Consider the following 23,556-nt stretch of genomic DNA (forward strand, 5'->3'; position numbering starts at 1 on the left):
AACCGGCGTACTGACGCCTCAGGTTATCGGAGCTATGCGAAGTTGTTCGCTTCCGGGGGCATCGCCGCAGGTCAGGGGCGGGTCACCGGGGCGCACTCCGGCGCGGTCCCCCCGCGGCGCCGGCCGGGGGACCCAGAGAACGCGAACGCGGCCGGAAGGGACCGTCGTGGTCCTTCCGGCCGCGCCCGGCGGAGCCGTCGGTCACTCGCCGGCCGGGGCCCCCGCGCCGACCGGGACCTCCATCAGGACGGTGCGCCTGGGGTTGGCCGTCTGGGTGGGAAGGTCGACGGAGTGCTCCGGCAGCTCGGGCGTCTGCAGTTCGCCGGCGTCCTTCAGGTGCGCCAGGGTCGTGCGCCGCGGGTTGGCAATCTTGCGGAACATCATCGTCGTCTTCACCGTTGTCGTCCTGTGCCCTCTGAGTCGAGTGGTTGGCAGAGTCGTCCGTCTTGTAAAGCGTCAGGCTAAACATCCGATTCCCCGACGAAGACGCCAACTGCCCACGAGTCGCGTGTGAGTTTGCTCACGAAGTCGCGGGCAAACCGGTCAATTCCGACCGGCAACCCGCCTCAGCGAAACGGACATTGGCCCACTGAAGCCATCATTCCGCTCCTGATCATGGCGACTGGGACACAGAGCGCCGCGCGGCGACTCGCACGAGTACGCCCGTTATGCCCAAGATCCGGTTCCACGGCTGGTAACCCGGCACTCACTGGCCGTCACGGAGGTCACAGCTCGGCCCACTGCCCTTGTTGGAGATCCTGCACTGTGCTGGAATTCCACGGACCGCCGCGGGATCGAACCGGCGCAGGGGGCGCGCACAGCGCCGAGCGGCGGCGAGACAGGGGGGAACCAGCGCCGGTCACTCAAGACCACCGGGGGGCGTATTCAGGGCGCTCTCCACAACGCCGACACCGTGTCCCTCCGTTCACCCGGAGGGGCGCCTGGTCCAGAGGTTGCGACGCTAGTGCAGGGACGTTTCAAGAGGGATGGCAGCGCTTCGGCGGAGCCGGAGCCGCACGGCGGGACTGGCCCCAAGGCCGTCAGCTCCTCGCCCCAGCACGCCCAGAACCCGGGCCCGGGCCAGGCCGCGGACGGCGGTGAGCGCGGCGGGCGTCCGGGCGCCTCGGCCTCGTCGGCCTCCGCGACCGCGACGCCCTCGGGCGACCCCGCGCCGACGGTGAAGCCCGTGCAGGGCCCGGCCGGCACCGGTTCGCGGCTCGCCCTGCGCAACTGGCGCATCTCCACCCGCCTGGTGTCGCTGCTCGCGCTGCCGGTGGTCGCGGCCACCTCGCTGGGCGCGCTGCGCATCGACCAGTCCGTCGAGGACATCCAGCAGCTCGACAACATGAAGCTGCTGACGGAGATGACCAAGCAGGCCACCGAGCTGGCCCACGCGCTCCAGGAGGAGCGCGATCAGTCCGCCGGTCCCCTGGCGCACGGCGGCCTGAAGGCGAACGACTACCAGATCAAGGCCTACCAGCAGAAGACCGACCGGGCCCGCGAGAACTTCCTCGACGCCTCCGAGGAGATCGACGCGGCCAGCAAGGACGGCAATCTCCAGGGCGTCCGCGACGCGCTGGTGGGCCTCGCCAACCAGCTCGACGACCTCGCCAAGATCCGCAAGTCGGCCTACTCGTCCAAGGACAACGCGACCCAGACGGTCGAGTCCTACCACCGGCTCATCACCCAGCTGATCGGCCTCTCCCAGGACATGGCCGAGGCGTCCAGCAACCCGGAGATGATCTCGCGCACCCGCGCCCTGGCGGCCTTCTCCACCGCCAAGGAGTACGCCTCCGTGCAGCGCGCGATGATCGCCGCCGCGCTGCCCGCGACCACCAACACCAAGGGCGACCTCTCCGAGAACGACCGCCTCTACGGCCAGTCGGCGTACGAGAGCGAGGGCTCCGAGCTGGCGATCTTCCGGAAGATCTACGCCAGCCAGAACGCCGAGGAACTGCTCAAGCCGATCGACGAGGGCAACCCGACGATCGAGTCCGCCGACACCTACGCCAAGCGCTCCTTCGAGTCCCCGGACGGCCTCCAGCAGCTCCCCGCGCGGTCGTACAAGGACTGGGTGGACGACAGCTCGACCAAGATCGAGCAGATGAAGAAGATCGAGCGCACGCTCCTGGAGGAGATGGAGCAGAAGGCGCGCGAGCTGAAGAGCGCCACCCAGCGTGACGCGATCATCTCCGGTGCGCTGATCCTGCTCGTGCTCGGTGTCTCGCTGGTCGGCGCGTTCGTCGTCGCCCGGTCCATGATCCGCTCGCTGCGCCGGCTCCAGGAGACCGCGACCAAGGTCGCCCAGGACCGCCTGCCCGAGCTGGTCAAGCAGCTGTCGGAGTCGGACCCGCAGGACGTCGACACCTCGGTGGAGTCGGTCGGTGTGCACTCCCGGGACGAGATCGGCCAGGTGGCCGCGGCCTTCGACGACGTGCACCGCGAGGCGGTCCGCCTCGCCGCCGAGCAGGCCCTGCTGCGGGGCAACGTCAACGCGATGTTCACCAACCTCTCGCGCCGCTCCCAGGGTCTGATCCAGCGCCAGCTCTCCCTCATCTCCGAACTGGAGTCCCGCGAGGCCGACCCGGACCAGCTCTCCTCGCTCTTCAAGCTCGACCACCTCGCGACGCGTATGCGCCGTAACGGTGAGAACCTCCTCGTCCTCGCGGGTGAGGAGCCCGGCCGTCGCTGGACCCGCCCGGTCCCGCTGGTCGACGTGCTCCGCGCCGCCGCGTCCGAGGTGGAGCAGTACGAGCGCATCGAGCTGGCCGCCGTCCCCACCACCGAGGTGGCCGGCCGGGTCGTCAACGACCTCGTGCACCTGCTCGCCGAGCTGCTGGAGAACGCGACCTCGTTCTCCTCGCCGCAGACCAAGGTCAAGGTCACCGGTCACGCGCTGCCCGACGGCCGCGTCCTGATCGAGATCCACGACACCGGTATCGGCCTCTCCCCCGAGGACCTCGCCGCGATCAACGAGCGGCTCGCCTCGCCGCCCACCGTGGACGTCTCCGTCTCCCGCCGCATGGGCCTGTTCGTGGTCGGCCGGCTGTCCCAGCGGCACGGCATCCGCATCCAGCTGCGCCCGTCCGACTCCGGTGGCACGACCGCCCTGGTCATGCTGCCCGTGGACGTCGCCCAGGGTGGCAAGAAGCCCGCTCCGGGCAAGCCCGGTGCCCCCGTGTCCACCGGTGGTCCCGCCGCCGCGCAGGCCGCCGCCGGTGCGGCCGCGGCCCGGCGGCAGACCGCCGGCAACGGCGGCGCCCCGGGCGGCGGCGGTCTGCTCGGTGCCGGTCCGGGCACGCGTGGCCAGGTCGGCTCCGCCCAGGGTTCCCGGGCCGCGCTGCCCGGCACGGGCCAGGGCGGCCGTCCCGGAGCGCCGGGCCCCCGTGGTCCCCAGGGCGGCCGGCCGGCTCCGGCCGGTGCCGGTGCCGGCGGCTTCGGCGGTCAGGCGCCGGGCACCCCGCAGGGGCTCCAGGCCGCGAACCCGGGCGGTCCGCAGCAGGACGCCTTCGGCGGCCGTCGCCCGAAGCGGTCCGGCGGCGCCCCCGACCAGGTCCGCCAGCCCCAGCTCCCGCCGCGCGGCGGCCCGCGGGCCGAACTGCCCGGCGGTGACCCACAGTCCCGCACGCCGGACTGGAGCGACGCCCAGGCCCCGCTGTCGCGTGCCTCGCTGGACACCCCGCGCGGCCACGACGAGCAGGACCCGGCACAGACCGCGCACATGCCGCGCGTGGACGACCGGCAGGGTCCGGGTTCGACCGCGGAGATGCCCCGGATCGACGCCCAGGGACCGGCCGCGACCGGCGAGTTCCCGCGTGCCGAGCTGAACGGCGGCTCGCACACGGGTCAGTTCGCCCGCCCGGACCTCGCCCAGCAGAGCGGCCAGTTCGCGCGGCCTGAAGGCGCCCAGAACACGGGCCAGTTCGCGCGCCCGGACAACCTCCAGCAGACCGGCCAGTTCGCGCGCCCCGACGATCTCCAGCAGACCGGCCAGTTCGCGCGGCCCGAGAACCCGCAGGACACGGGCCAGTTCGGGCTCCCCGACGACGGCCGGCAGCAGGGCCGTTTCGACGGCGGCGACCAGCAGGGCACCGGCTCGTTCGTCCGCTCCGACGTGTTCGGCACGCCGGCGCCCGGGCGACGGGACCCCGGCGCCCAGCACACGGGCCAGTTCCCGGCCCAGCAGGCCCCGCAGGGGTACGACGGCGGCTACGACGGCAGCTCCACCGGGCAGCACGCTCTGCCCGGTCGCCAGAACCCCGGTCACACCGGTCAGTTCGAGCGCCCGCAGCCGGCCCGTGACGACTTCGGCGCCCCCCGTCCGCCGGCCCCGCAGCAGCGTCCGGTCCAGCAGGGGCCCGGCAACCGGGGCGCCGCCCAGGCGCCCGGTGACGGATGGGCCCTGCCGCCGGCCAGCAGCCCGGGTGACGGCCGTACCCCGCTGTACGACACGCTGGAGACCAACTGGTTCCACGGTCAGCAGCAGGAGAACGCGCCCGCGCAGCGGCAGCCGCAGGCGCCCGCTCCGCAGCGTCCCGCGCCCGCGCACACCAACGGCAACAACACCGGCTCCTGGCGTACCTCGCCGAACGACGAACTCGTCCGGCAGGCCGAGCGCGTCCGTCAGCCCGCGGCCGGCGGGGTCACCACCTCCGGCCTGCCGCGCCGCGTCCCCCGGGCGAACCTCGTGCCGGGCACCGCACAGCAGCAACAGCACCAAAGCGGTCCGCAGGTCTCGCGCGCGCCTGACGACGTGCGCGGACGGCTGACCAATCTCCGTCGGGGCATCGCTCAGGGCCGTCAGGCCGGCAGCGGCCAGACCGGCAGCTTCCCGAGCCCCACTCACCAGCAGGAGCGTTAGTTGAGTCCGATGAGCCAGGCGGCACAGAACCTGAACTGGTTGATCACCAACTTCGTGGACAACACCCCTGGGGTGTCCCACACCGTGGTGGTCTCCGCCGACGGCCTTCTGCTGGCGATGTCCGAAGGCTTCCCGCGGGACCGCGCGGACCAGCTCGCGGCCGTCGCATCCGGTCTGACGTCCCTGACGGCCGGGGCGTCCCGGATCTTCGAGGGCGGCACCGTGGCGCAGACGGTCGTCGAGATGGAGCGCGGGTTCCTCTTCCTGATGTCCATCTCGGACGGGTCGTCGCTCGCGGTCCTGGCCCATCCCGAGGCGGACATCGGTCTCGTCGGCTACGAGATGGCACTGCTCGTCGACCGCGCAGGGGCGGTACTCACCCCGGACCTGCGCGCCGAACTCCAGGGAAGTCTGCTTCACTGACCGCCCCCGGCACCACCCGCCTCACAAAAACACCGTCCGGCCGCCACAATCCCCCCACCGGCCCCGTCAGACGGCTTGACTGACCGACTTGCTGTCCCGCCCGGAGGATTCATGACCCCGCCCACCGCCCATCATGATCCGTACGCGGAGCCGTACGGGGACGAGGGCGACCAGCCGCTGGTGAGGCCGTACGCCATGACCGGCGGCCGGACCAGGCCTCGCTACCAGCTCGCCATCGAGGCGCTGATCAGCACCACGGCCGACCCGGCAGCGCTCATGGGGCTGCTCCCGGAGCACCAGCGCATCTGCCACCTGTGCCGCGAGGTCAAGTCGGTCGCGGAGGTCTCCGCGCTGCTGGCCATGCCGCTCGGTGTGGCCCGGATCCTGGTGGCCGACCTCGCCGAGGCCGGCCTGGTCGCCATCCACCAGCCGGGTGGGGACGAGAACAACGGTGGCGCTCCGGACGTGACGCTGCTCGAAAGGGTGCTCAGTGGACTTCGCAAGCTCTGACGGGGGCCGGGCCACCACCTCCGCGAAGATCGTGGTGGCGGGCGGCTTCGGCGTGGGCAAGACCACGTTCGTCGGCGCCGTCTCGGAGATCAACCCGCTGCGCACAGAGGCCGTCATGACGTCCGCTTCGGCCGGCATCGACGACCTCACCCACACCGGAGACAAGACGACGACCACCGTCGCCATGGACTTCGGCCGCATCACCCTGGACCAGGACCTGATCCTGTACCTGTTCGGCACCCCCGGCCAGGACCGCTTCTGGTTCATGTGGGACGACCTGGTCCGCGGCGCCATCGGGGCCGTCGTCCTCGTCGACACCCGGCGCCTGGCCGACTGCTTCCCCGCGGTCGACTACTTCGAGAACTCGGGCCTGCCCTTCGTCATCGCCCTCAACGGCTTCGACGGCCAGCAGCCCTACACCCCCGACGAGGTCCGCGAGGCCCTGCAGATCGGACCGGACACCCCGATCATCACGACGGACGCCCGCCACCGCGCGGACGCCAAGAGCGCGCTGATCACCCTGGTGGAACACGCCCTGATGGCACGCCTGAAGTAGCACTCAAGTACGACGGTCCGTATGGCAGTTGCCGTACGGGGTTCGGAGCCGACTGTGGCCTTTGACACGGTCGGCTCCGGTGTTCATAACAGTTCGGCAGAGGAATCGCCCGGCATCACCACGCGACGCGGTCGTGTGGTGCCGCTGTGCGCACGAACGCCCCGCCTTTTGGCGGGGCTCGCTCTTTATGACCGTTTTATCTGGCGCTTACAACCGCTCCATCCCCACGTTCCCACTGTTTGGAAGTGCACTGGTCCACGTGCTGGAATGCCTGAACTGCCCAATGGTCAAAGACGTACTGAGTGCGTACCGAGTGCGTACTGGTGGTCGATGGCGAACCGGGCTCTGAGAGACTGCGGCACGACGTAGGTGCCGACCGCCGAGAGGTTGTTGGTCGAGTGAGGCGAAGCAAGAACGGTCCCGAGCCGTCGGCGCGGGGCAACTTCACCCCGCCGCCGCGCGCTGCGGCGCCCACCCCCGTTCCCGCTGCGGAACCGGCGGCCACGCCCGCGCCGAGCGGCGGCCGTCTCTCCCCGCGGAACTGGCGGGTGCCGACCCGGCTGAACGCGATCCTGCTCATACCCGTGGCCGTCGGCCTCGTCATGGGCGGCTTCCAGGTGAAGAGCTCGATCGACACCTGGCAGCAGGCCCGCGACGCCGAGAACACCGCCCGTCTCGTGCGCGCCGCCCTCAGCTACGCCGACGCGCTGGAGAGCGAGCGCGACGTCACCGCGGCACCGCTGCTGCTGAACAAGAAGGACGCGGACAGCAAGGCGGTCGTCGACAACGCCCGCAAGGCCACGGACCAGGCCGCCGACGCCTTCGACGAGGCGACGAAGAGCATGCCCGCCACGTCGGGCCTGCAGCGCCGGCTGAAGCTGTTCCGCGAGGCCGAGCCCAAGCTGGCTCAGCTGCGGCAGATCGCGTACACCTCCAAGGCGACCGGCGTGCAGACCGAAGAGGGCTACGTCGAGGTCAGCCACCCGCTGATGGAGTTCGCCAACGAACTCGGTCTGGGCACCGGAAACATCACCTCCTACGGCCGTACCGTCTACGCCATCTCACTGACCAAGGCGGCGCTGTCGCTGGAGCGGTCGATCGGCACCCACCTGCTGGTCAAGCCCGGCCCGGACGCCCCGAACCTCGCGACCCAGCGGGTCTCCCTGTCCTCGTACGCCTACCTGGAGCGCATCGCCCGGGAGGAGTACCTCGGCGGTGGCACCGAGGCCGACGCGCAGAAGCTGAGCGACGCCGAACAGAAGATCAAGACGGACGCCGCCGGCATGGTCCAGAAGGCCAAGGCGAGGAACCCGCAGTACGTCGCCCCGCCCTCCGACCCGACCCGGATGGTCACCCTGGTGGCGACCATGAAGGACACCAGCACGGCCACCCGTGACCAGCTGGCCGCGGGCGGCATCACCGCCGACAACTGGTGGGCGGTCAACACGCTGAAGTACAAGGCCTACCGCCAGATCGAGTCGGACATGGCCGACAAGGCGGTGAACGAGGCCTCGGCCATCGCCGACGACGCCAAGACGTCGGCGTTCATCACCGGTGCCGTCGTCGTGATCGCCCTGCTGCTGGCCTTCATCCTGGCCGGTGCGGTGGCGCGCCAGATGAGCCGCTCGATGCGCCAACTCCGCAACGCCGCCTTCGGCATCGCCGAGCAGCGGCTCCCGATGCTGGTCGACCAGCTCTCCCGCACCGACCCCGGACGGGTCGACACCCGGGTCGCGCCGATCCCGATCACCACCAAGGACGAGATCGGCGAGGTCGCCCGCGCCTTCGACCAGGTCCACCGCGAGGCGGTCCGGCTCGCTTCCGAGCAGGCCCTGCTGCGGGGCAACATCAACGCGATCTTCACCAACCTCTCGCGCCGCAACCAGTCGCTGATCGAGGGCCAGCTCACGCTGATCACCGACCTGGAGAACAACGAGGCCGACCCGGACCAGCTGGAGAACCTCTTCAAGCTGGACCACCTGGCCACCCGTATGCGCCGCAACGGCGAGAACCTGCTGGTCCTCGCCGGCGAGGAGCCCGGCCGCCGCTGGGACCAGCCCGTGCCGCTCATCGACGTGCTGCGCGCCGCCTCCTCCGAGGTGGAGCAGTACGAGCGCATCGAACTGTCGGGCGTGCCGGAGGCCGAGATCCACGGCCGGGCGGTCACCGACCTCGTGCACCTGCTGGCCGAGCTGCTGGAGAACGCCACCACGTTCTCCTCCCCGCAGACCAAGGTCCGCGTCACGGCGACCCGTCTGCCCGACGGCCGTGTGATGATCGAGATCCACGACAAGGGCATCGGCCTGACCGCCGAGGACTTCGCGGACATCAACCACAAGCTGGCCAACCCGCCGACCGTGGACGCCGCGATCTCGCAGCGCATGGGCCTGTTCGTGGTCGGCCGGCTGTCCGACCGGCACGGCATCCGGGTCCAGCTCCGCCCCTCGGGCGAGCAGGCCGGCACGACGTCCCTGGTCATGCTGCCGGACGCGATCACGCACGGCGGTGGCGGCGAGGCCCCGCTGGACCGCGAGGAGTTCACCGTCTCGCAGATCATCCCGGAGCAGCAGTTCCAGGGTGAGAACTTCGGCCAGCAGCAGCCGATGCGCACCGCCGCCGAACTGGGTTTCGACGACAGCCAGTACCCGCAGGTCCCCGACGACATCCGCGACCTGGACCCCGTGGGCCGCTCGCTGATGCGCGAGGAGCGCCGCGCCGCCCTGGAGGCCCAGAACCACGGCCAGCAGCCCGCCGAGCCGCGGCAGGAGGCCACCGAGGCCCCCGCCGGGTACACGGACCCGTTCACCGGGCAGCATCAGGCGTACCAGGAACAGCAGCAGTCGTACGAGGCTCCGTACGAGGAGCAGCAGCAGACGTACGAGGAGCAGCCGCAGCACGCGTCGTACGAGCAGCGGTACGAGCAGCCCTACGACGAGCAGTACTACGCGCAGAACGGCGAAGTGCCGCAGCACGACGGTTTTTCCGCGAACGGCGGCTACCCGGAGCCCGCGTCCGCGTATGCGGAGCCTGCCCAGACGGCGCCCTACCAGGACGACTGGCCCCAGCAGGACGGCTACCAGAACGGCTATCCGGCCCAGTACGCTCCGGAAACGGAATCCTCGCAGGCCGCTGACGCGAGTGAGCGGAACCGCGTAGGCTTCGACCGTCCGGGAACGGCCTCTCCCGCCGCGCACGCGCTGACCGACGCCGGGCTGCCCCGCCGCGGGGCCCCCGCGAGCGGCTCCCACGGCGCCGGCTCCGCGAACGGCACGGCCCGCGTGCAGCAGGAGGCGCCGGCTCCCGCACCGGGGAACGCTCCGGGGACGGGCGGCCAGAGCGACTGGCGTTCGGCGAACGACGAGCGGTGGCAGCAGGCCGCGCAGCTCCGGAAGCCCAAGGCAGGCGGGGTCACCGCCTCGGGCCTGCCGCGGCGGGTGCCCAAGGCCAATCTGGTCGAGGGATCCGCCGAAACCACCCCCCAGGGAGGCCCACAGGTCTCCCGCGCCCCGGAGGACGTCCGGGGCAGGCTGAGCAACCTGCGCCGGGGCGTCCAGCGCGGACGCAGCGCAGGCAGTGAAACGAACGGCCAGGGCTTCGGTCCTGACAGCACCTACAACCAGGAGCGTTAGTGTGAGCCCGATGAGCCAGGCGGCACAGAACCTGAACTGGTTGATCACCAACTTCGTGGACAACACCCCGGGGGTGTCCCACACGGTGGTGGTCTCCGCCGACGGACTCCTTCTGGCGATGTCCGAAGGCTTCCCCCGCGACCGCGCCGACCAGCTCGCGGCCGTCGCCTCCGGTCTGACGTCTCTGACGGCAGGCGCCTCCCGGATCTTCGAGGGAGGCAGCGTGAATCAGACGGTTGTGGAGATGGAGCGGGGATTCCTCTTCATCATGTCCATCTCCGACGGTTCCTCGCTCGCGGTCCTGGCCCACCCGGAGGCGGACATCGGCCTCATCGGGTACGAGATGGCCCTTCTGGTGGACCGCGCGGGCACGGTCCTCACCCCGGATCTCCGCGCGGAGCTCCAGGGAAGCCTTCTCAACTAATAATCGGACGGTGCGTATTCGCGTCCCGGGGCCGTAAGGTTTCGGGACGCGGTTCCCCAGGGATGGGTGCCCGGCGCAGTCGGAGGAGGAGAAAGTGGCAACACCCCCAGGCGGTTCGTCTTCGGGCAACTGGTCGTACGGCCCTGCCCAGGGCCAGGGCGACGGTTCGGCGAACCCGTACAACTTCCCCTCCGCTCCCAGCCACCGGCAGCCGTACGCCCCGCAGGGTCCGGGCCCGTCGCCGTACGACCAGCCTCCGGCGCCGCGCATCCAGCCGGTCCAGCCGCAGCGCCGCCCCGAGCCGGCACCGGCTTCGGCGTCCAACAACCCCTTGGTGCGTCCGTACGCCATGACCGGCGGCCGGACCCGCCCGCGCTACCAGCTCGCCATCGAGGCGCTGGTGCACACCACCGCCGCTCCGCACCAGATGCAGGGCCAGCTGCCCGAGCATCAGCGGATCTGCAACCTGTGCCGGGAGATCAAGTCGGTGGCCGAGATCTCGGCCCTGCTGACGATCCCCCTCGGCGTGGCCAGGATTCTCGTCGCCGACTTGGCGGAGGCGGGCCTGGTCGCCATCCATCAGCCCGGCGGCGACGAGAACGCCGGCGGCCAGCCAGACGTGACACTGCTCGAAAGGGTGCTCAGTGGACTTCGCAAGCTCTAGCGGCGGTCCTTCCCGCTCCACCACCTCCGCGAAGATCGTGGTGGCGGGCGGCTTCGGCGTGGGCAAGACCACGTTCGTCGGCGCCGTCTCGGAGATCAACCCGCTGCGCACAGAGGCCGTCATGACGTCCGCTTCGGCCGGCATCGACGACCTCACCCACACCGGAGACAAGACCACCACCACGGTGGCCATGGACTTCGGCCGCATCACCCTGGACCAGGACCTGATCCTGTACCTGTTCGGCACCCCCGGCCAGGACCGCTTCTGGTTCATGTGGGACGACCTGGTCCGCGGCGCCATCGGCGCGATCGTCCTGGTGGACACCCGCCGTCTCGCCGACTGCTTCCCGGCGGTCGACTACTTCGAGAACTCGGGCCTGCCCTTCGTCATCGCCCTCAACGGCTTCGACGGCCAGCAGCCCTACACCCCCGACGAGGTCCGCGAGGCCCTGCAGATCGGACCGGACACCCCGATCATCACGACGGACGCCCGCCACCGCGCGGACGCCAAGAGCGCGCTGATCACCCTGGTGGAACACGCCCTGATGGCACGCCTGCGCTAGCGCTCCTTCACGAGGGGCCCTTTCCGTCCGGAGAGGGCCCCTTTGTCGTACCCCGTGGGCCGTACGGCGGCCCCTGGCGCGCGACCGGGAGCCGGACACACCGCAGCCCCGCCTCCCACAAGGGGCGGCGGGGCTGCGGTCGCGTTCGAAAGGCTCAGTGCCAGCTGTGCGGTGCCCGGAAGCCCGGCTCTCGCTCCAGGCGGCGCCAGCCTGCCCTGGGACGGATCCGGTGGGTCGCCGAAGGCTCGGGGCGGGCGGCGGCGCGGGCCAGGAGGATCGCTGTGATGGCGGCGACCTCCTCGGGCTCGGCGTGGCCCTTCTCGACGCGGATGTCAGCAGTGCTCATGGGTGTCAGTCTCCCTGAGAGAGGTGTCCGCCGGGTTACTGCGGAGGGTTGCCGTGCTTGCGGGAGGGCAGGTCGGCGTGCTTGGTGTGCAGCATCGCCAGGGACTTGATCAGCACCTCGCGGGTCTCGGCGGGGTCGATGACGTCGTCGACCAGGCCCCGCTCGGCCGCGTAGTAGGGGTGCATCAGCTCGGACTTGTACTCCTTGACCATCCGCGCGCGCATGGCTTCCGGGTCCTGGGCCTCGGCGATCTGCCGGCGGAAGATGACGTTGGCCGCGCCCTCCGCGCCCATCACGGCGATCTCGTTCGTCGGCCACGCGTAGGTGAGGTCGGCGCCGATCGACTGGGAGTCCATGACGATGTAGGCACCTCCGTACGCCTTGCGCAGGATGAGCGAGATCCTCGGCACGGTCGCGTTGCAGTAGGCGTACAGCAGCTTCGCGCCGTGGCGGATGATTCCGCCGTGCTCCTGGTCGACGCCGGGGAGGAACCCGGGGACGTCCAGGAAGGTGACGATCGGGATATTGAAAGCGTCACACATCTGGACAAAGCGCGCAGCTTTTTCACTCGCCTCGATGTCCAGCACACCCGCCAGTACCTGCGGCTGGTTCGCGATGATGCCGACCACCTGACCGTCCAGACGGGCGAGGGCGCAGATGATGTTGCGCGCCCAGCGCTCGTGGACCTCCAGGTACTCGCCGTCGTCGACGATCTCCTCGATGACCTTGGCCATGTCGTAGGGCCGGTTGCCGTCGGCCGGGACCAGGTCCAGCAGCACGTCGCCGCGGCGGTCCGCCGGGTCGGTGGAATCGACCCGCGGCGGGTTCTCACGGTTGTTCTGCGGGAGGAGCGACAGGAGGTAGCGCACCTCGGCGATGCACGTCTCCTCGTCGTCGTACGCGAAGTGGCAGACGCCGCTCGTCTCGGCGTGGACGTCCGCGCCGCCCAGGCCGTTCTGGGTGATCTCCTCACCGGTGACGGCCTTGACCACGTCCGGGCCCGTGATGAACATCTGGGAGGTGTCGCGGACCATGAAGACGAAGTCCGTCAGCGCCGGGGAGTAGGCCGCGCCGCCCGCGCACGGGCCGAGCATCACGGAGATCTGCGGGATGACACCGCTGGCCTTGGTGTTGCGCTGGAAGATGCCGCCGTAGCCGGCGAGGGCGGAGACGCCCTCCTGGATGCGGGCACCGGCACCGTCGTTGAGCGACACCAGCGGGGCACCGGCCGCGATGGCCATGTCCATGATCTTGTGGATCTTGGTGGCGTGAGCCTCGCCGAGGGCGCCGCCGAAGATCCGGAAGTCGTGGGCGTAGACGAAGACCGTACGGCCCTCCACCGTGCCCCAGCCGGTGATGACACCGTCGGTGTACGGCTTCTTGGCCTCCAGGCCGAAGCCGGTCGCCCGGTGCCGACGCAGCTGCTCGACTTCCTGGAAGGACCCGGGGTCGAGGAGCAGCTCGATCCGCTCCCGCGCCGTCAGCTTGCCCTTGGCGTGCTGCGCCTCGGTCGCCTTCTCGCTCGGCCCCGCCAGGGCCCGCGCACGGATCTCGTGCAGTTCGGCGACCCGTCCGCGCGCGTCCGTCGGCTCACCGGTCGGCTCACCCGTCGTCTCTTCCAAAACGGTCATGTAGCGACCTTACGAAGGACCCGAAGAAAAGCGAGCCGTCGACTCCGTACAGTCTCCGGCCCGTTTTCCTGGTGCCAGTGAACAGAACCATGGCGGCATGCAGGCATTCCGACTGCTCAGGAGGGCATCTCGTTGTAGGGAGACCACAAAGCCGTCAGCCGAGAGTCAGCTCACATTCGTGGGTGGCACATGCCATCCCCGGAGTGACACGGAGCCTCAGACGGCGGTCGGCCGAAAGGACCTCGACGCTGTCGTCGACCCGGGTCACCGCGCGCACCGGACGGTCCCAGACCAGCTCCAGCGGGGCTCCGGTGCGGGGCGGCTCGCTCACGCAGAGGGTGGCCGCACGGCCCCGCCGTACGACGAGCACGCTCGCGCCGGCCGAGACGGTCAGGTCCCCCACCGTACCGGCCCGCCAGAAGTTCCACGCCATCAGGCCCAGCCGGGGGACGGCGACGGCCTGCTGACCGGCGTCGTTGGCGAGGACGGACAGCCAGTGCCGGTCGGCGGCCCGCGCGGCGGTCTCGGCGCGGGAGGCGCCGGGCAGCAGGACATAGACGTAGCGGGCGGCCTCGGGGTCGGTGCCGTGGTCGAGCCAGAGGGTCTGCCATCGCCGGGTGCGCCGTTCGTCCGTGCTGGTGGTGTTGATGTCGGACCAGGCGCCGGTGCGGTCCTCGCGGAGGGTGCACAGCCGGCCGCCGTACGGCAGGATCCAGCCGCCGTGCTCCTCCAGGTGCGCCCAGTTCCGTCCGCGTACGAAGCTCTGGGTGCCGTTCTCGCCCAGGTTGCGGCTGTCCACGACCGTCTCCACCGGGACGCCGTCGGCGCAGGAGATCCCGGCGCCGAGGCAGACCACGGCGTCGTCGAGGAAGAACCAGGACTTGTGGGCCTGGAGGGTGGAGCCGAGGCCCCTGAGGTGCTGGCCGACCGCCGCGTACGTGCCGTCGGTGGTCCCGCCGACCCAGCGGACGTCCGGCTTGGGGGCGCCCCACTCGCCGCCGGCCCGGTCGGGGAGCCGCTTCGTGGACACGGTGGTGCCGGGCAACCGGTACCAGTCGACGGTGGGCCAGTACCAGTCGGTGTACTGGTCGCCGCGGCCCCGGGGCCACCAGGAGAGCATGCCGGAACCGGTGTGCCAGCCGCGCGGGTTCTCGCCGTTGCCGCACTCGTAGTGGGCGATGCGGTCGCTGGCCATGGCGAGGGCAGCGGTGAAGCGTGGGGTGCGGTGGACGGCGCGGTCCATGGCCGGGAAGAGGCGGTGACCGAGAGGTTCCGGGGCGGCGGGTGCGGGCGAGGCGGCGATGGCGTGCAGCCGCGCGAGGTCGGCGACACCGAACTGACGTGATGTCAGCATAGGCACCACGGCGTCCCGTTCGATCCACCCCTTGATCCGGCTGTGCCACCGCTCCCGTTCGGCCGGGCCGGCGCCGTCCGCGAGGAGGGCGACGGCGGCGATCAGGGCCTGCCCGTGGTAGTGGTCGCTGCGCAGCACGTGCTGGTCGTCGCTGCGCAGGTAACCGCGGCTGATGGCACGGCCGTTGACGCAGTCCATCACCAGTCCGTCGTGGATCAGGGGGGCGTAGGCGTGCTCGACGCTGTCCAGGATGTTCTGCCGGGCGGGGTCGGTGACCTCCCACTCGGACCCGGCGAGCAGCGCGAACAGCCGGCCGAGGCCATCAAGCAGGACCTGGCCGTACGTACCGGAGTAGGCGACCCAGGTGTGCTGGACGAAGGAGCCGTCGGCGTAGAGGCCGTCGCCCCGCGTCACGTACGGGAAGACGGGCGAGAGGGCGTCACGGGCCAGGGAGATCTTCTGCGGACTGCGGCCCAGGATGCCGCGCAGGGCGACCGAGCGGCACAGGTCGACGCGGTTGGCGCCGGTGGAGGTGCCCGAGTAGTCGGTGAGCACGGTGTCCGGGACGAAGTGGTCGACGGCCGCGCAGGCCGCCGCCACCCGGGCGGGGCCGGCCTGCTCGTACAGGGCGGCCGTGATGTCCGTCAGCAGCCGGGGGCTGCCGATCTGCCACTCCCACCAGTTGCCGTAGCGGGTGGTGGCGGGGTTGTAGACGGTGGCGGAGAGGTGGTCGAGCCCGCGCAGCACGTCGGTGAGGAGGCCGGGGTCGCCGGTGGAACCGGTGCCGGCCTGGACGTACGCCTGGGTCATGGTCCACAGCCGGCCGTAGCTGAAGGTGATGCCGGAGGGCGGGTCGAAGGGATGCCCGGGCCAGAGGGAGGCGGGTCCGGGCTCCATACCCTCCCGGAACTCCCGCGCCTGCTGCCCGAGGAGGGCGAGCCGGGAGGCGTACGGCTCGGCGGCCGGGTCGTATCCCGCGCCCAGGGCGATGCCGAGCCAGCGGCGGCGCAGCACGTCGTACGGGTCGTCGGCCGCCCGGGCGCCGGGCGCCGGAGCGGCGGCGAGGGCGGCGGCCAGCAGCAGCGCGCGTCGGGTCATGCGCATGGGCCCGGTCACCGCCCCCTCCTCGGCTCCCGGCTCAGCAGCCGCCGCAGTTGTAGTAGAGGACGTCCCAGTGGTTGCCCTCGTCGGCGTAGATGTTGCCGGAGCCGGACTGGTACTGCGGGGCGCCGTCGCCACGCAGGCCGATGTAGCCGAAGTTGTTCTTGATGTACGACGTCACGCACGTGTTCTTGCCGTAGTCGAGCTTGTAGCCGTTCCAGTGGGAGTAGGTGCCGGAGGCGTGGCCGGTCTCGGTGCCGCCGGTGATGTTGAGGGCGCAGCCGCTGGCCCGCTTGAGGGTCTGGGCGCCCTGGGCGGTGGCGAGGTTGAGCTGCTCGAAGGACGTACAGGTGGAGTTGTAGCGGTCGGAGCAGTTACCTGAGGACGACCATGTGATGCCGACGTCGCGGAACATCTGGGTGGCGGTCGCGTGGCTGATCTTGGTGACGGCGAAGGCGTCGGTGGCGGTGCCGAGGACGGCCACGCCGGGGGCGACGACGAGGGCGAGCGCGGTGAGCAGCGAGCGGGTCTTGAGCGGCTTCATGGGGACCTTTCCTGCGGTGGGCCGTGCGTCCTGTGGGTCGGCTGTGCAGGTGGTGCAGCCAGATGGTGCCCGAGCGATCGACCGGTGCGCCAGAGGGCGGACCCGGTTACTCGACGCGCGCACGCAAACACGCTGCGGATGATGTTGAAAACCGAACCGAATGGGGCTACTGTCTGTCTCGCAGGTTGGTTTAACGTTCAACAAGAACCACAAGGAGCTCGCCATGGGAATCTTCAGCCGCAAGGACACCACCCCCGCCCCCGCCGCGCAGGCCACCGCCGGCCCCGACCTGACCGCGCTGACCGGCGACTACACGATCGACCCGTCCCACAGCACGATCGGTTTCGTCGCCCGGCACGCCATGGTCACCAACGTCAAGGGCGGCTTCCAGGACTTCACCGGCACGCTCCACCTCGACGGCGCCGACCCCACGAAGTCCACGGCCACGCTCGACGTCCAGATGGCCAGCATCGAGACCGGCAACACCGACCGCGACGGCCACCTGAAGTCGTCCGACTTCTTCAAGATCGACGAGCACCCGGTCATGACGTTCCGCTCCACCAAGGCCGAGTCGCTGGGCGGCGACGACTACCGCATCACCGGCGACCTCTCCCTGCTCGGCGTCACCAAGCCGCTCACCATCGACCTGGAGTTCAACGGCGCCGCGAAGGACCCGTTCGGCAACGAGCGCGTCGGCTTCGAGGGCAAGGCCGAGATCCTGCGCTCGCAGTGGGGCCTGACCTGGAACGCGGCGCTGGAGACGGGCGGCGTCCTGGTCTCCGACAAGATCAAGCTGGTCTTCGACATCTCGGCGATCAAGAACGCGTGAGCCTCCGGCAGCCGACGGGGGGTGGGCACGGGGCCCGTCGGCAACAGGTGCCCGTCGGTCCGGTCGCTCGGTGAGTCCGTCACCGAACTACCGGACCGGCGGTCACGTCACCGCACGCTCAGCGCAGCCGGCCTGGGACGGCCACCTCGTCACCCCGCACCGCGAACTCGCACCACACGATCTTGCCGGGGCTCCGCTCCCCCACCCCCCACTTGTCCGCGAGGGCCGCGACGAGGAGCAGTCCCCGGCCGTGTTCCGAGTCCGGAGTCGGCTCCGGAGCCCGCACCTCACCCGGGCCACTGTCGTGCACCTCGACGCGGAGGACGCCGTCCGTGTGCAGGGTCAGCCGGAGCAGGAAGCCTCGGCCTGCGGGGACGCCGTGGAGGAGGGCGTTGGTCGCCAGCTCGCTCACGCAGAGCAGTACGTCGTCGCGGCGCTCGGCCGTGGCCCAGTCCGTCATCGCCTGGTGGGCGAACTCCCGCGCGAGCCGTACCGACCTGCGGTCCCTGCGGTAGAGGGTCTGGCGTGTGCGGGGGTGTCGGGGTTCTGCGTTCATGCCGCGAGTGTCACTGTGCGTCACTACACTGGGTCAGTGAGTGAGGTCGTAGTTCTCATTGCTACGAGTCCACTACGAGAGCTTGGCGTGCGTACGGGGGAAAGGAACGGCCATGCACGTGGCATCGAGGCCCAAGAAGGTCGGTTCGTGGTACGCGGTCGGCGCGCTGCTGGCGCACTTCCGGAAGAAGGCCCGCCTCACGCAGGAACAGTTCGCGGAGTCGGCGAACCTCGCGGTCGACACGGTGAGGTCGATCGAGCAGGGGAGGCTGGCGTTACAGCCGGACCGCGCCGAGCAGTTCGACGAACTCCTCGACACCGGTGGGGCGTTGACGGTGGTGGTGGCCAAGCTGCCGGTACGGGACCGGATCGTCCAGTTCGCGCAGGGGCTGGTGGATCATGAGCAGGAGGCGGTGGGCGTCCTCTCGTACCAGAGCCTGGCGGTTCCGGGGCTCCTCCAGACGCCTGAGTACTGCCGCGCCGTGTTCGACTACCGTTACCCGGCGATCGGGAGCGAGACCGCCGAGCAGTGGGTGCAGGCCCGCATAGAACGACAGTTGATCTGGCAGCGGGACAGGCCACCGGTGGGGCACTTCATCCTGGAAGAGAGCATCCTGCGGCGGGAGGTCGGCGGGCCGGAGGTGATGCGTGCGCAGATCCGGCAGATCCTGGAGTACACGCGACCCATTCACATGAGCTTCCAGATCATGCCCATGCACCAGCGGCCTCACGCGGCACTCGACGGGCCTATGGTGCTCCTGGAGACCCCGGAGCACGAGCGGCTGGTCTACCTGGAAGTCCAGCGCGCGAGCTTCCTCGTGGATGACCCGGAAGAGGTCAGCGACTATTACCACAAGTATGGGATGCTGCGGTCACAGGCGCTCTCCTGCGACAAGAGCGAGCGCCTTCTGATGGGACTGCTAGGAGAGTCATGAAGACCGCAGCACTGGCATGGTTCAAGTCGAGCTACAGCGGTAGTGAGGGCGGCGACTGCCTCGAAGTAGCCACCACCCCCACCACCATCCACATCCGCGACTCCAAGAACACCCCCGGCCCCACCCTCACCCTCTCCCCCGCCACCTGGACCCGTTTCCTCGACGGCATCGCCCGCTGAGCGGAACCGCTCAGTAGCCGCCGCCGAAGTCGCCGCCCCCGCCGAAGTCCCCACCCCCGCCCCCGCCGTCGAAACCGCCTCCGTCGCCGAAGCCGCCGCCGAAGTCGCCGGGGTCGAAGTCGGTGCCGGAGACGTCGCCGCCCTCGTAGCCGCCCCCGCCGAAGTCGCCGTATCCGGCGCCGTAGTCGGCGGCGTACGACGGAGTCGCCATCACGCTGCCGAGCAGGGTGCCGACGAGGAGACCGGGGAGGAGGCCGCCGCCGAAGTAGCCGCCGGCCCAGGGGCCGTAGGCCGGGCCGGCGTCCCAGTAGGGGCGGCGGCCGTAGTCGGTGTCGACCTCGCGGATCACGGGGTCGCGGCCGTCGGCCAGACGGGTGGCGTCGGCCGCGCAGACCGGGACCTGGCGCGGGGCGCCGCCGGGCGGGGTCCAGGTGGCGTCGGAGACCGAGGGGCCGTGCCGGGGGTCGAAGAAGCAGGGCGGGCGGCGCTCCGGGAGCGGGCGGCCCTCGCGGCGGGCGGCCAGCTGGGCGAGCGAGAAGCGGCCGTCCTCCACCGCCTCGGTGACCGACCGGACGTCCTCCGGTTTCCGTGCCGCGGCCATGCGCTGCTTGGCGGTCTCGTAGGCGTCCAGCGCGCGCTCGTAGTCGGCGCGCATCGTGTCGTCGGCGCCCGCTTCCGAGGGGTGGAAGTCCAGGCGGTCGAGTTCTTCGCCGAACGCGGTGATGTCCTCGTCCACGACCACCCGCAGCCGGTCCAGGGCGGCCCGCTGCTCCTCCTCGCGGCGCCGGCGGTTGCGGCGGACCAGCGCGTAGGCGCCTCCGCCCGCGGCCACCAGGACGGCGGCCGTCGTGATCAGTGCCGTGGCCGAGGCACCGCCGCCGTCGGCCGAGCCGCCCCAGCTGCTGGGGGCGTGGCCGCCCATGTTGGCCAGGGCGCGGTCGGTGAAGTCGGCGAGCTGGGCCTTGGCGTCCTCGCCCTGGACGCTGCGGACCAGGTTCTGCCGGGCCGTGGCCGACATGACGGAGGAGTCGGCGCGGGCGTCGAAGCGGTCGCCGAGGCGGATGCCGTAGAGACCGGTGACGCCGGTGGCGGAGCGGAGGTCGGCGAAGAGGTTCGCGGTGGGGTGGCCGGCCGGGAGGACGGCGATGAACAGGGGCTTGTCCGCGTCCTTGATCCGGGTGGCGAGGGTGTCGGCGTCCGCGGCGGACAGCTGGTCCCGGGCCGCCGGGTCGACGTAGACCGGGCTCTTGCGCAGGGCCTGGGCGATCGTGGAGACGCTGGTGTCCGCGCTCGCCCCGGGCGCGAACAGGGTCGTCAGCGCCAGGGCGAGGGCGGCCAGCAGCAGAGCGGGGAGGCTTCGGGTGCGCGGCACGGCCTTCATACCTTGAAACTACCCGAAGCCCCTCCAAAGCGGTCACTCGTCCCGCGTCGGAATCAGACCGCCCGGTACGCCTCCGCCAGCTTCTCCACCGCCTTTCCGTACCTGCCGGTCAGCAGCAGGTGGTCGGCGTCGGCGAAGGGCTTCGCCACGGCGGCCGTGAGGTGGCCGTCCGCCTTCTGCTGGACGAGCAGCCGGGCCCGGGTGACCAGCGCGCGGCCGGTGCGGTCGTCGCGGTGCCGCTCGGCCTTCGCCGCCCGGACGGCGAGGTCGCGCAGGGTGGCCGTACCGCCCTTCGGGACCTCGGTGCGGGTGGTCAGGCCCCAGCCGTACGGGAACTGCGGGTCGTACGCCGTGTCGCCCACGTTGATCGGCAGTTGCGCCTCCGACTTGGGCCAGGTGACCGGGAGCTGTCCGGTGAAGGGGCGCTTGCCGTAGAGGACGTCGGCGACGCCCTCGCCCTCGGTGCCGGGCAGCCAGGAGGCGACCAGGGCGTCGATCTCGTCCAGCCGGTCGCCGACGAGCTGCGGGCGGCCGGAGACGATCAGCACCGCGCACTTCATGGCCGCGCACACCTTGTCGACGGCGGCCCGGTCGGCGGCGGACAGGTTCAGGTCGTGGCCGTTGCCGACGTCGCCGACGCCCTCGGCGTACGGGGTCTCGCCGACCACGACCACCCCGACGTCGTAGCCGCCGGTGGGAGCGGAGGCGTCCTTGGAGTAGGTGACGTTCCCGCCGGCCTCGCGCAGACCCTGGAGGATGGTGGTACCGGGGACGGTGTTCCCGGAGGCGCCCTGCCAGGTGAGGGTCCAGCCGCCGGTCTGGTTGCCGATGTCGTCGGCGTTGGACCCGGCGACGTACACCTTCTCGCTCTTCTTCAGCGGCAGCAATCCGCCCGCGTTCTTCAGCAGCACCTGCGACTCGGCGGCGGCCCGGCGGGCGACCTCCCGGTGGGCCGGGGAGCCGATGGCGGCGGCCCCGCTGGTGTCGGCGTAGGGGTGCTCGAAGAGGCCGAGCTCGAACTTCTCGGTGAGGATGCGGGAGACGGCGTCGTCGATCCGCTTCTCGCTGACCCGGCCCGCCTTCACCTCGTCGGTGAGCGCGCTGCTGAACTCCTTGTAGGTGTACGGCACCATCATCATGTCGACGCCCGCGTTGACCGAGGTGCGGACGTGGGACGCGTAGTCGCCGGGCAGCTGGTCGATGGCGTTCCAGTCGCTGATGACGAAGCCGTCGAAGCCCATGCGGCCCTTGAGCACGCCGTTGATCATGTCGCCGCGGGCGTGCATCTTCACCGCGCCCTTGCCGTCGCCGGCGATGTCGAGGGAGGAGTACGACGGCATCACCGTGCCGACGCCCCGCTCGACGGCCGTGCGGAACGGCGCGAGGTGGATGTCCTCCAGCTCCTGGCGGGTGACCTTGGTGACGCCCTGGTCGATGGTGTACTTCCCGGTGGTGGAGGAGCCGTAGGCGGTGCCGCCGTCGCCGACGAAGTGCTTGGCCGTGGCGAGCACCTTGTCGTCGCGCTTCAGGTCCTTGCCGTCGGCGCGGCCCTGGAGGCCCTGGATGACGGTCTCCATGGAGTCCACGAGTGCCGGGTCCTCGCCGAAGGACTCGTAGGAGCGGCCCCAGCGTTCGTCGCGGCTCACGCACAGGCAGGGCGCGAAGTCCCAGGGGACGCCGGTCGCGCGGACCTCGGCAGCCGTCACCGCGCCGGTCTGGTACGCCAGTTGGGGGTCACGGGTGGCGCCGATGCCGACGTTGTGCGGCATGACCGTGGCGCCGGAGAGGTTGTTGTGGCCGTGGACCGCGTCGACGCCGTAGATCAGCGGGATCTGGAAGCGTGTCGCCTGGGTCCGCAGCTGGAAGGCGTCGATCATCTTCGCCCACGCCTCGGGCGTGTTGGGCGTGGGCGTCGAGCCGCCGCCGGAGAGCAGGGAGCCGAGGGCGTAGGCGGCGATGTCGTTCGGCTGGGTCATCGCGCCGCGTTCGGCCTGGGTCATCTGGCCGGCCTTCTCCGCCAGGGACATCCGGCTCAGCAGGTCGGCGACCCGCTTCTTCACCGGCAGCTTGGCGTTCAGGTACGGCAGTCCGTGCGCGTCGATCACGACCTGCGGGGTCTCGGCGGGAGCCTTCGCGCCGGTGACCGTGAGCTTCAGGGGGACGGTCTCGGCGGGTTCGGCCGCCCGGTCCCGGCGGGTGGGCACGGCGATGGTCCGCGCGGTGCCGGAGGCGGTGCCGGCCGGGAAGGTGAGGGTGCCGGAGACGGGGGTGTAGTCCTGGCCGGCGGTCGCGGTGCCGTCCCCGGTGGCGTAGGTGACGGTCACGGGGTCGGTGAGGGGCTGCTCGCCGGTGGTGGCCACGGTGACCTTCACCTCGGCCGTGCCGCCCTCCTCGACCGGGTGGACGGGTGCGTCGGTGGTGACGGAGGCGCGCAGTGCCTGGTCGGCCCTGCCGTACAGCTCCACGCCGTCCATGGCGAAGTCGCCCTTGGTGCCGGCCGGGAGGGTGAGAGCGTAGCCCCACATCTCCTTCAGGCCCAGGACGTGGTCGATGCCTCCGACGGGCTGGTAGTCGGTGCGGTAGGTGAAGTCGGTGAAGGGGAGCTGGATCTGCTTCCAGCCGGTGAAGTCGTCGGTGAAGGAGGTGGTCCACAGTTCGGACGCCTCGCCGTTCGCCCCGCCGTCCTTGATCTCGAAGGCGATCTTCTTGCCGTTGTTCCGTCCCTCCCACCAGAACCGGATGCCCTGGTGGGCGGACCAGTCGTGGGCGGGCGCGGTGGCGGCGAAGTCGTGGGTGAAGCCGCCGTAGCCGCTGATGTCGTAGCCGCCGGCGAGGACCTTGCCGCCCTCGGGGGCGTCGGCGCGGTCGGCGAGGCGGAGCGTGGGCGGGTCGTCGGAGTCGCCGCCCCAGGTGAAGATGCCCTCGGCGGGCTGGGAGGCGAAGGGCACCTCGCCCTCGAAGCGGTCGACGGGTACGGGGGCGGGCTCCTCGGCGGCTCGCGCGGTCGCCGCCCAGGGCAGCAGACCGGCGAGGAGTGCGGCGGAGGCGAGCAGGGCGGTTCTTCGCATGGAC

At 70.9% G+C, this 23,556-nt stretch carries 19 protein-coding genes; 11 read left to right on the plus strand and 8 right to left on the minus strand.

The genetic code is table 11. The features are described from left to right. Positions 1-201: 201 nt before the first annotated feature. A complete protein-coding gene (locus C3492_RS09035; protein WP_103811210.1) occupies positions 202-396 on the minus strand; it encodes a hypothetical protein in 195 nt (64 codons plus the stop codon). A 568-nt stretch (positions 397-964) separates the two neighbouring features. Here C3492_RS09035 and C3492_RS09040 point away from each other — a divergent pair. The 8 genes from C3492_RS09040 (at position 965) to C3492_RS09075 (ending at position 11,629) form a co-directional block, all read left to right on the plus strand. Beyond that, on the plus strand, positions 965-4,861 hold the full coding sequence (locus C3492_RS09040) for a nitrate- and nitrite sensing domain-containing protein (protein WP_103811211.1): 3,897 nt from the start codon (positions 965-967) through the stop codon (positions 4,859-4,861). 9 nt (positions 4,862-4,870) lie between these two features. Beyond that, positions 4,871-5,284 carry a roadblock/LC7 domain-containing protein gene (locus C3492_RS09045; protein WP_014675212.1) on the plus strand — a complete coding sequence of 138 codons (414 nt, stop codon included), beginning with the start codon at positions 4,871-4,873 and terminating at the stop codon, positions 5,282-5,284. A gap of 111 nt (positions 5,285-5,395) precedes the next feature. Then, on the plus strand, positions 5,396-5,794 hold the full coding sequence (locus tag C3492_RS09050) for a DUF742 domain-containing protein (RefSeq protein WP_009190816.1): 399 nt from the start codon (positions 5,396-5,398) through the stop codon (positions 5,792-5,794). Further along, positions 5,775-6,350, plus strand: coding sequence for an ATP/GTP-binding protein (locus C3492_RS09055; protein WP_014675211.1), 576 nt, complete (start codon positions 5,775-5,777; stop codon positions 6,348-6,350). Before C3492_RS09050 ends, C3492_RS09055 begins: the two co-directional genes overlap by 20 nt. 398 nt (positions 6,351-6,748) lie before the next feature. Beyond that, the gene (locus C3492_RS09060) at positions 6,749-9,979 is read left to right on the plus strand and encodes a nitrate- and nitrite sensing domain-containing protein (protein ID WP_181140274.1); all 3,231 of its coding nucleotides are present in this window, start codon (positions 6,749-6,751) and stop codon (positions 9,977-9,979) included. A 10-nt stretch (positions 9,980-9,989) separates the two neighbouring features. Further along, positions 9,990-10,403, plus strand: a complete 414-nt coding sequence (locus C3492_RS09065; RefSeq protein WP_004983065.1) for a roadblock/LC7 domain-containing protein — start codon at positions 9,990-9,992, stop codon at positions 10,401-10,403. 94 nt (positions 10,404-10,497) lie between these two features. Further along, a complete protein-coding gene (locus tag C3492_RS09070) occupies positions 10,498-11,067 on the plus strand; it encodes a DUF742 domain-containing protein (protein WP_103811212.1) in 570 nt (189 codons plus the stop codon). Next, positions 11,048-11,629: an ATP/GTP-binding protein gene (locus tag C3492_RS09075; RefSeq protein WP_014675207.1), complete on the plus strand. Its 582-nt coding sequence runs from the start codon at positions 11,048-11,050 to the stop codon at positions 11,627-11,629. The genes C3492_RS09070 and C3492_RS09075 overlap by 20 nt, the downstream gene beginning before the upstream one ends. 154 nt (positions 11,630-11,783) lie before the next feature. On the opposite strand, the gene C3492_RS09080 is transcribed toward C3492_RS09075, so the two are convergent. From C3492_RS09080 to C3492_RS09095, 4 genes are all read right to left on the minus strand, one after another. Then, positions 11,784-11,975: an acyl-CoA carboxylase subunit epsilon gene (locus tag C3492_RS09080; RefSeq protein ID WP_103811213.1), complete on the minus strand. Its 192-nt coding sequence runs from the start codon at positions 11,973-11,975 to the stop codon at positions 11,784-11,786. 35 nt (positions 11,976-12,010) lie between these two features. Beyond that, on the minus strand, positions 12,011-13,606 hold the full coding sequence (locus C3492_RS09085) for an acyl-CoA carboxylase subunit beta (protein WP_103811214.1): 1,596 nt from the start codon (positions 13,604-13,606) through the stop codon (positions 12,011-12,013). Positions 13,607-13,760: 154 nt separating this feature from the next. Then, positions 13,761-16,064 carry a polysaccharide lyase 8 family protein gene (locus tag C3492_RS09090; RefSeq protein ID WP_103811320.1) on the minus strand — a complete coding sequence of 768 codons (2,304 nt, stop codon included), beginning with the start codon at positions 16,062-16,064 and terminating at the stop codon, positions 13,761-13,763. Positions 16,065-16,098: 34 nt separating this feature from the next. Continuing rightward, on the minus strand, positions 16,099-16,605 hold the full coding sequence (locus C3492_RS09095; RefSeq protein ID WP_014675203.1) for a hypothetical protein: 507 nt from the start codon (positions 16,603-16,605) through the stop codon (positions 16,099-16,101). Positions 16,606-16,828: 223 nt separating this feature from the next. Between C3492_RS09095 and C3492_RS09100 the strand changes: the two genes are divergently transcribed. Then, on the plus strand, positions 16,829-17,434 hold the full coding sequence (locus C3492_RS09100; protein ID WP_103811215.1) for a YceI family protein: 606 nt from the start codon (positions 16,829-16,831) through the stop codon (positions 17,432-17,434). Between the two features lie 118 nt (positions 17,435-17,552). On the opposite strand, the gene C3492_RS09105 is transcribed toward C3492_RS09100, so the two are convergent. Continuing rightward, positions 17,553-17,990, minus strand: coding sequence for an ATP-binding protein (locus tag C3492_RS09105; RefSeq protein WP_103811216.1), 438 nt, complete (start codon positions 17,988-17,990; stop codon positions 17,553-17,555). 112 nt (positions 17,991-18,102) lie between these two features. Between C3492_RS09105 and C3492_RS09110 the strand changes: the two genes are divergently transcribed. Both C3492_RS09110 and C3492_RS09115 read left to right on the plus strand, forming a co-directional pair. Next, complete coding sequence (locus C3492_RS09110) at positions 18,103-18,924, plus strand: helix-turn-helix transcriptional regulator (RefSeq protein ID WP_103811217.1); 822 nt, start codon at positions 18,103-18,105, stop codon at positions 18,922-18,924. After that, entirely contained in the window at positions 18,921-19,103 is a 183-nt protein-coding gene (locus tag C3492_RS09115; protein ID WP_103811218.1) for a DUF397 domain-containing protein, read from the plus strand. The genes C3492_RS09110 and C3492_RS09115 overlap by 4 nt, the downstream gene beginning before the upstream one ends. 10 nt (positions 19,104-19,113) lie before the next feature. Here the strand turns inward: C3492_RS09115 and C3492_RS09120 are convergent, their stop codons facing one another. Then, entirely contained in the window at positions 19,114-20,484 is a 1,371-nt protein-coding gene (locus tag C3492_RS09120; RefSeq protein WP_103811219.1) for a hypothetical protein, read from the minus strand. A gap of 53 nt (positions 20,485-20,537) precedes the next feature. Beyond that, positions 20,538-23,552 carry a glycoside hydrolase family 3 N-terminal domain-containing protein gene (locus tag C3492_RS09125; protein ID WP_103811220.1) on the minus strand — a complete coding sequence of 1,005 codons (3,015 nt, stop codon included), beginning with the start codon at positions 23,550-23,552 and terminating at the stop codon, positions 20,538-20,540. Between the last annotated feature and the right edge of the window lie 4 nt (positions 23,553-23,556).

This window comes from Streptomyces sp. Ru62, assembly GCF_002920615.1.
Classification (GTDB): domain Bacteria; phylum Actinomycetota; class Actinomycetes; order Streptomycetales; family Streptomycetaceae; genus Streptomyces.

What these genes read in the sequence shown, in the direction of transcription:
- C3492_RS09090 (WP_103811320.1), bottom strand. Translation starts at nt 16,064, where the DNA reads ATGCGCATGACCCGACGCGCGCTGCTGCTGGCCGCCGCCCTCGCCGCC.
- C3492_RS09080 (WP_103811213.1), bottom strand. Translation starts at nt 11,975, where the DNA reads ATGAGCACTGCTGACATCCGCGTCGAGAAGGGCCACGCCGAGCCCGAG.
- C3492_RS09085 (WP_103811214.1), bottom strand. Translation starts at nt 13,606, where the DNA reads ATGACCGTTTTGGAAGAGACGACGGGTGAGCCGACCGGTGAGCCGACG.
- C3492_RS09105 (WP_103811216.1), bottom strand. Translation starts at nt 17,990, where the DNA reads ATGAACGCAGAACCCCGACACCCCCGCACACGCCAGACCCTCTACCGC.
- C3492_RS09045 (WP_014675212.1), top strand. Translation starts at nt 4,871, where the DNA reads ATGAGCCAGGCGGCACAGAACCTGAACTGGTTGATCACCAACTTCGTG.
- C3492_RS09110 (WP_103811217.1), top strand. Translation starts at nt 18,103, where the DNA reads ATGCACGTGGCATCGAGGCCCAAGAAGGTCGGTTCGTGGTACGCGGTC.
- C3492_RS09050 (WP_009190816.1), top strand. Translation starts at nt 5,396, where the DNA reads ATGACCCCGCCCACCGCCCATCATGATCCGTACGCGGAGCCGTACGGG.
- C3492_RS09065 (WP_004983065.1), top strand. Translation starts at nt 9,990, where the DNA reads ATGAGCCAGGCGGCACAGAACCTGAACTGGTTGATCACCAACTTCGTG.
- C3492_RS09120 (WP_103811219.1), bottom strand. Translation starts at nt 20,484, where the DNA reads ATGAAGGCCGTGCCGCGCACCCGAAGCCTCCCCGCTCTGCTGCTGGCC.
- C3492_RS09125 (WP_103811220.1), bottom strand. Translation starts at nt 23,552, where the DNA reads ATGCGAAGAACCGCCCTGCTCGCCTCCGCCGCACTCCTCGCCGGTCTG.
- C3492_RS09115 (WP_103811218.1), top strand. Translation starts at nt 18,921, where the DNA reads ATGAAGACCGCAGCACTGGCATGGTTCAAGTCGAGCTACAGCGGTAGT.
- C3492_RS09095 (WP_014675203.1), bottom strand. Translation starts at nt 16,605, where the DNA reads ATGAAGCCGCTCAAGACCCGCTCGCTGCTCACCGCGCTCGCCCTCGTC.
- C3492_RS09100 (WP_103811215.1), top strand. Translation starts at nt 16,829, where the DNA reads ATGGGAATCTTCAGCCGCAAGGACACCACCCCCGCCCCCGCCGCGCAG.